The sequence below is a fragment of the Pseudoalteromonas sp. S1612 genome (assembly GCF_005887175.1).
In the GTDB taxonomy this organism is placed as follows: domain Bacteria; phylum Pseudomonadota; class Gammaproteobacteria; order Enterobacterales; family Alteromonadaceae; genus Pseudoalteromonas; species Pseudoalteromonas undina.
Genome location: NZ_PNDH01000144.1, coordinates 1 through 276, shown reverse-complemented (window position 1 = coordinate 276; position 276 = coordinate 1). Strand labels below are relative to the sequence as shown.

At 42.8% G+C, this 276-nt stretch carries 1 pseudogene; it reads right to left on the bottom strand.

Annotated elements, in window-relative coordinates:
* Positions 1–56: 56 nt before the first annotated feature.
* Positions 57–276: pseudogene (locus CWB78_RS18445) on the bottom strand (tyrosine/phenylalanine carboxypeptidase domain-containing protein); the annotation flags it as partial.

The following is a 276-nucleotide window of genomic DNA, read 5'->3' as shown; positions in this document are numbered from 1 at the left end:
ACTTGGCTCACCGGAAGAATCACGATAACTCATTCTGATAAGCGACGTTGTGTTCATTTAAGAGTTATTATTTCGGTCAGTACTGCAATCCCTTCTTGGGAAACGGTAGTGCTTGTCGTTCCTTTACTCAAACAAGTTAAAAAAGGTTGCGCTAAGCCATTTTGAGTGGTGCCGACATGGATCCAGCCCTCGTGCCCATCAAAAATATCTAAATCGCGCTGAGAACACTTAACATCTTGATAAAGCTTTATAATGTGAGCTACTGCTTCCTCCTCC